The 6,219-nt window shown below is 58.7% G+C and carries 8 protein-coding genes; 2 read left to right on the top strand and 6 right to left on the bottom strand.

Annotation, left to right across the window (positions count from 1 at the left end):
* The coding region (gene eno, locus ABYV26_RS18165; protein ID WP_372682772.1) for a phosphopyruvate hydratase at nt 1–852 on the bottom strand (852 nt) is incomplete at its 3' end.
* Between the two features lie 228 nt (nt 853–1,080).
* Between eno and ABYV26_RS18160 the strand changes: the two genes are divergently transcribed.
* Together ABYV26_RS18160 and ABYV26_RS18155 are read left to right on the top strand one after the other, a co-directional pair.
* Complete coding sequence (locus ABYV26_RS18160) at nt 1,081–1,488, top strand: hypothetical protein (RefSeq protein WP_372682770.1); 408 nt, start codon at nt 1,081–1,083, stop codon at nt 1,486–1,488.
* Nucleotides 1,461–2,141, top strand: a complete 681-nt coding sequence (locus tag ABYV26_RS18155; RefSeq protein ID WP_372682771.1) for a thiamine phosphate synthase — start codon at nt 1,461–1,463, stop codon at nt 2,139–2,141. Before ABYV26_RS18160 ends, ABYV26_RS18155 begins: the two co-directional genes overlap by 28 nt.
* A gap of 77 nt (nt 2,142–2,218) precedes the next feature.
* On the opposite strand, the gene ABYV26_RS18150 is transcribed toward ABYV26_RS18155, so the two are convergent.
* The 5 genes from ABYV26_RS18150 to ABYV26_RS18130 all read right to left on the bottom strand — a co-directional run bounded on the left by ABYV26_RS18150 (nt 2,219) and on the right by ABYV26_RS18130 (nt 6,106).
* Nucleotides 2,219–2,896: an ABC transporter ATP-binding protein gene (locus tag ABYV26_RS18150; protein ID WP_372682769.1), complete on the bottom strand. Its 678-nt coding sequence runs from the start codon at nt 2,894–2,896 to the stop codon at nt 2,219–2,221.
* 9 nt (nt 2,897–2,905) lie between these two features.
* Nucleotides 2,906–4,063, bottom strand: coding sequence for an ABC transporter permease (locus ABYV26_RS18145; RefSeq protein ID WP_372682768.1), 1,158 nt, complete (start codon nt 4,061–4,063; stop codon nt 2,906–2,908).
* A gap of 3 nt (nt 4,064–4,066) precedes the next feature.
* Complete coding sequence (locus tag ABYV26_RS18140) at nt 4,067–4,645, bottom strand: Fe-S-containing protein (protein WP_372682767.1); 579 nt, start codon at nt 4,643–4,645, stop codon at nt 4,067–4,069.
* 277 nt (nt 4,646–4,922) lie between these two features.
* The gene (locus ABYV26_RS18135) at nt 4,923–5,360 is read right to left on the bottom strand and encodes a hypothetical protein (RefSeq protein WP_372682766.1); all 438 of its coding nucleotides are present in this window, start codon (nt 5,358–5,360) and stop codon (nt 4,923–4,925) included.
* 56 nt (nt 5,361–5,416) lie between these two features.
* On the bottom strand, nt 5,417–6,106 hold the full coding sequence (locus ABYV26_RS18130; RefSeq protein ID WP_372682765.1) for a Crp/Fnr family transcriptional regulator: 690 nt from the start codon (nt 6,104–6,106) through the stop codon (nt 5,417–5,419).
* Nucleotides 6,107–6,219: the final 113 nt, after the last annotated feature.

The raw sequence follows: 6,219 nt of genomic DNA, 5'->3' as shown, positions 1-6,219 counted from the left end.
GATGGACAAAATGGGGTATTTTTCTACCAGGTCTTCAAAATAATCTACCATTTCCACGGCGGACAGGGATTTGTTTTCGCCCTTGAGGACATATTTCTTCTTCGTGTACAATTCGCTGGCCGCCACATCCAGGGCCAGACCCATATCCTTGCCGGGGGTGTATCCGGCGGAATTGATGGCTTCCATGATGAAGCTCAGGGCTTCTTCGTTTGATTTGAGATCTGGTGCGAATCCACCCTCATCGCCCACGGCCGTGCTCAGTCCTTTTGACTTGAGGATTTTTTTCAGTGCATGAAACGTCTCCGCGCCCATCTGGATGGCCTGGGCGATCGAGGTTGCGCCGAAAGGCACGATCATGAACTCCTGGATGTCCAGGTTGTTGGCCGCGTGGGCGCCGCCGTTGATCACGTTCATCATGGGCACCGGCAGGATCCTGGCGTTTACCCCGCCCAGGTAGCGGAACAGGGGAATGCCGAAGGCAGCGGCCGCCGCCCGGGCCGCCGCCATGGAAACGCCCAGGATGGCGTTGGCGCCCAGCTTGGATTTGTTGGCCGTACCGTCCAGGGCCAGCATGCAGGCGTCCAGGGTCAACTGGTCGGAGGCGTCCATCCCGAGGATTTCATCGGCAATCGTGGTGTTGACATTCTTTACGGCCGTGGCCACGCCCTTGCCGCCGTAGCGCTTGGCGCGGGTGTTGCGCAGCTCCAGGGCCTCTCGTGTGCCTGTGGAGGCGCCGGAGGGAACCGCCGCCCGACCGGTGGCGCCGCAGGCCAGCATCATCTCCACTTCCACGGTGGGATTGCCTCTGGAATCCAGGATTTCTCTCGCCGTTACATCGATAATCTCCGTCATGTTTTCATCCCCCGATTGTCTGTTTTGCATGGTCGACACCGGCCGCGCCGATGACGCGCAATATGGTTTCAACGCCCTTGAATAATGCTGGTTTGAAGGAATGTCGGACCCCGGAAAGTGCGGGCCGGTTGCCGCTTGACAATTCACCGGCAGATGTTACTCTCCTTGCCGGGGGATGTCAAGAAATTGGCCGGTCCCCAAAACCATGCAAAGCAGGGATTGACCATCATGACCGCGAACGATTTGTATACCACCGCCCATCTTTTCGTAGCGGCTGTCCGGGTGCTGGATTATCGGGACGGGGCGCCGCCGGCCATCGAATCCGTCTGCCGTCTGCTCGACTATTCGGAGGAAAAGGGCAGCTACCTGCTCAACCGGTTCAAGGAGCAGGGCATCGTCGATACGGTGAAAAGCGGATTTAACGACCGGATTGTCGTGGGCAACCACCTGGCCATCGAGGACTTGCCGAGGGATACCGAAGAGAGCCGCTTGGAGCAGGAGCTAAAGAAATTCAAAAAAGGCAAGGACGTCATGAAAGAGAAGGTGGCTTCCATCAAGGCCCAACAGGATCAGAAAAAACAGAGCTTGTTTGCCGAAATTGAAAAGAAATTGAAACAGAAGATGGAGAAAAAATAAAACGCCTGATCATCATCTCCCCGCCTGCGGATATTCCCGACGAACCGCAAGTGACCTGCAGGCTTTTGCAACAGTCGTCTGCCACCATTCACCTGCGAAAGCCGGGGCAAACCGACCGACAGATCGCCGATTACCTGAAACAGATTCCGGTTTCTTTTCACCCGCGGATCATGGTCCACGGCCACCCGGGGCTGCTCGATCACTGTGATTTGATGGGCATACATGTTGCGGAAAAAGAAAGGACGACCAACCTGCAGCGCCTCCGGCAGTTCAGGCTGGCGCAGCCGGGGAGGTGCCTCTCCTCGGCCTTTCACCGCATCACGGACGTCCCTGAGGACGACGGCCTGTTGGATTATATTCTGCTGAGCCCCATCTTCGACAGCATCTCCAAACCAGGTTACCGGGCGGCTTTTGACCCGGCGGAGTTAACACGCTTCCTGTCCCGGACCGAACACACCGTGATTGCCCTGGGAGGGATCGATGCAAAACGGGCGGCTACGGCCGCAACCCTCGGGTTCAAGGGCATTGCCGTGCTCGGGGCCGTGTGGCAGGCTGCTTCGCCCGAGAAAGCCGCCGGACAGTTGTCCGCCGTCTGCAGCGGACTTCGTTGGGCAAGGTCCAGCACCGACCGTCGGCCGTTGAACCCCGAATGACGACAGCGCCTGGCGCTGCCGGCAATTAAAGAGGCCTTATCCTGAAAAACAAATGACGGCAGACCCACGTTGGCCGGTCAGCATGGCCTTTTCACCATCCGCCCGTCGGCCACGTCGAGGACGCGGTGCACATGGGCGGCGCAGCGGGGGCTGTGGGTGACCATTACAATGGTCATGCCTTCGGCGTTGAGTCCGGTGAACAGCTCCATGACCGCATCGGTGGTGCGGGTGTCCAGATTGCCCGTGGGCTCGTCGGCCAGCAGCACCGGCGGATCGTTGACGATGGCCCGGGCGATGGCGCAGCGCTCCTTTTCTCCGCCCGAGGCTTCGCCGGGCAGTCGCTCACCTTTTCCTCCAAGTCCCACCCGATCGAGTGCAGCCTGGGCCTTGCCTTGTTTTTCCGATTTGGGCATGCGGATGGTGGTCAACGGCAGCATGACATTTTCCAGCAGGGTCAGATAGGGGATCAGGTGGAAGCTCTGAAAAACGAAACCCAGAAATTCACGCCGAAAATCGGCGCGCTGCTCCGATTTCAGATCGTAGACATCGATGCCGTCAACGTTCAACCTTCCCGTGGTGGGGGTGTTCATGGCACCCAGGATGGAGAGCAGGGTGGATTTGCCGGACCCCGACTCCCCCATGATGCCCACGAAGGCTCCGCTGTCGATGGTAAAGCTGACGTCGGCCAGGGCATGGACAACCGCGCTGCCCCGGCCATAGGATTTGCCCAGACCTTGGGCGTGGATACTGCTCATGATAACCTCCTACAAGGACCGCAGGGCGGTGTTGGGGTCCAACCGGGCAGCCATGATGGCCGGATAGACGCTGGCCGTCAGGCCGACAATCATGGCCAACAGGATCGCGCCGCCGCACAGCAGCGGATCCCAGGTGGTCGACGCATGGTCCATATCCGAAAAGAACCGCACGGCGATGAAGGTGGCACCGGTGCCCGCCAGATAGCCGATGAGACCGGCCGGGCCGGAGACCATGGCCGCTTCGCTAAAGATGATGCCCATCACATGGCTTTTGCGAAACCCCATGGCCCGAAAAATACCGATCTCCTCCTTGCGTTCGCGGACACTGCTCATCATGGTCGTGAGCACCACCAGGCTGCCCACCAGGATGACCACGGCCGACATGCCCATGGAAAAGGCACTGAAGCGGTGCAGCGTGTCCATGCGCCCCTTGACCACCTGTTGGATGGCCATGACTTTGGCGTCCGGAAGCACGCTCGAGATTTGTCGAACCATGTCGTCGATGGGACAGTCGTGGCACAGGGCCGCCACTTCCACCATGGAGATCTGGCCCTGCTTGCCTAAAATGACCTGGGCGGTCGCCAGTTCGGCAAACAGCAATTGGTCGTCCTGGCTGCCGGTGGAGCCCAAAATGCCGGACACGTGCATAGGCCTGCCATTGATGTCGACCGTTTGGCCGATGGTCAGGTTCAGCAGGCTGGCGGTTTGGGCCCCGGCCAGCAGGGCATTGCTGTCGGGCCGGTTGCCGGAAAGGCTCCACCAGGGTTTGAGGACGTCGACGCGGTTCATGTCGATGCCGGCCAACAGCACGTCGCGGCCATTGGCGGAAACCACACCCAGCAGGGTCGGTCCGGTGGCGGCGATGTTGGCGGCGTTTTTGATGCTGGTCAGGCGATGCAGGTCCGCCTGGCGGATCGGCTGCACGCCGACGGATACGCCGCCCAGATTGAGCCCGCCGTAGCTGAGTTGAAGATCTTCGGTTTTGGGCAAAATCAGAATGTTGGCACCGTAGCGCTCCATCTTGTGGTTGATTTCGGCCGTCATGGTGCGCACGAAACCGATCACCGCCACCATGGCGGCCACGCCGACCACCAAGCCGGCCATGATAAAACCGGCTTTGGCCTTGCGCCGCATCAGGTTCTTTATGGAAATATCGGTCAGTCGCATGATTTAGGCCTCTTTGGAAAAGTTAAAATAGGTCTGGCCCTTTTTCAGATCCTCCTCCAGGATTACCACCTGGTCGCCCTGGATGGTGCGGTTCAGCGGCGCCGGGTTACAGCCCCCCTGGATTTCGTTGACCATCACCGACTCGAAGCGGCGCCCGCAGTTTCTGCAGACCATGCTGCTGCCCTCCTGGTAGTAGCCCTTGCCCGCCCGCCAACAGACGTCGCAGGCATCGAAGGCCGCCCGGATGACGCCATCGGTGCTTTTCAGGATGAAATAGCCGATGGTGGTCTTGCTTTCCGTGTCGGCATATTGAAAATGGCGGGCTTTCCCGTCATCGAACAGGCTGACCTGGTAGACCAAACGGCCCTTCTCGGCGATCGGGGACCCCGACGGCGAGTGGGCTGTCGTGATCCTGGTGGATTCGCCCCCCGGGAACAAAAAGAAACCCAGGCCGGCGGCCAGGGCGATGACGACCACGGCGGCGATGACGATGGGGGTCGGGTTCTTTCTGCCGGTGTTCATAACGGCGGCTTTCTTGGCTTCGATGGTGCTGGCTTTGGATGATTTTTTCTTTGCAGTCATGAATCGTGCTCCTCAATGCGTAGATGGCTGTTGAACTGCGATAGCAAGCTATTTGGAAATCGATATACATACCTACGGCACTGCCTATCGCTGCCGTTACAGGCAGAGCCTTTCCCGCGAATCGCCGCGGGAAGGATTCAGTACAATTGATAACTGTAGGGGGCAGACTGAAGGTCAACGCCTGAAGGAGCGCCGGCACCTAAGGGCGCTGTCTGATAGCCGCCTGCGGCAGACTCTGCCGCCAACGTGTTTATGCTTCAGGCGCCATGAGAAAAGATCAACAGATCAGATGGCAGGTTCGCAGGTAGACCGGTGGGTCGGATAACGCCGGTACGCCGGTGACTCGTGAAACGGGGGAGGTGAACGGCAAAAGGTCGGCCGCTGTGTGACTGTTGCCCGAAAGCAGCTGGACGGGATCCGTGGATTGACGATCAGGGGTCTGGACCAATGCCGGCGCCGGGTCCGGCAAGCCCCCTGCGGACATATTGCATGGCGCTGCATCCGTTGGCCGGCAGCAGGCCGCCTGAGCGGATGTGACGCTGCGAATCGTGACTGCGGCGGTTACTTCGGAATCGGTGCAACAGCAACGGCCATTGCAGGCCAGCGCGGCTGATACACTTGCCAGGACAGGATTGGCCAGCAGCATCGCCATGACCATCAGGCAAAGAAAACGGCCGGCCAAAATCGGGCGGTTGTGGCGTGGCAGCGGTCTCATGGCGCTAAACATAAATTAACTACCACAATGTGTCAATTTAAAAATGCGGGATTTTATTATTCGGCCAGCTTTCCGGCCGCGGCCAAGTCTTCCAGCCCGAGTGGGTCCAGCAGGTAGAGGTCTTTGCCGTCGACCCGGATCAGACCCTGGGCGGACATTTTGGCAAAGATTCGTGAAAGCGTTTCCGGAATCGTGCCCAGCAGGCTGGCCAACTGCCCCTTTGATATCGCCAGGGTCACGTGCTCCGGATTTTTCTGCTCCCTGGCCAGATAGATCAGGTAAGATGCCAGGCGGGAAGGGACTTCCTTGAGTGAGAGGTTTTCGATCTGGACGGTAAACTGGCGCAATCGCATGGAGAGCTCGCCGAGCATATTCATGGAGAGGGACGGGTGGTCGGCAATCAGGCGCACAAACGCATTTCTGGGCAGAAAGAGAATGTGGCTCTTGACCAGGGCCTGGGCATTGGCCGGGAACCGGGAGCCGGAGAACACCGGCACTTCGCCAAAGGGATTGCCCGGGCCATAGATGTGCAGGATATGCTCTTTTCCCTCCATGGATGTCTTGAAGATTTTTACCTGGCCTTCAGCGACGATGTAGAACCCGTTAGCCTCCTCACCCTCCGTGAATATGGATTCGCCGCGCTTGTAATTCCGGTCGATGGCGATGCCGCTGATTTCATCGAGCTCCTGCTCCGACAGCCCCTTGAAAAGTGGTGTGATTGACAGAATCCGGCTTATTTTTTTCATCTGGCGTGGTCCTCCATATCCTTATTTGCTTTTCCCGGTTGCAATGCCATGTCGTCAACTTAAGCAGTTTTCATATTGGCAGAATCCATCGACATCGCTATCGGGATCGCTAT

This window comes from Desulfosarcina sp. (assembly GCF_041551955.1).
GTDB lineage: Bacteria > Desulfobacterota > Desulfobacteria > Desulfobacterales > Desulfosarcinaceae > Desulfosarcina.
The sequence above is the reverse complement of the archived record's forward strand: the minus strand, read 5'-3'. Positions and strand labels throughout refer to the sequence as shown.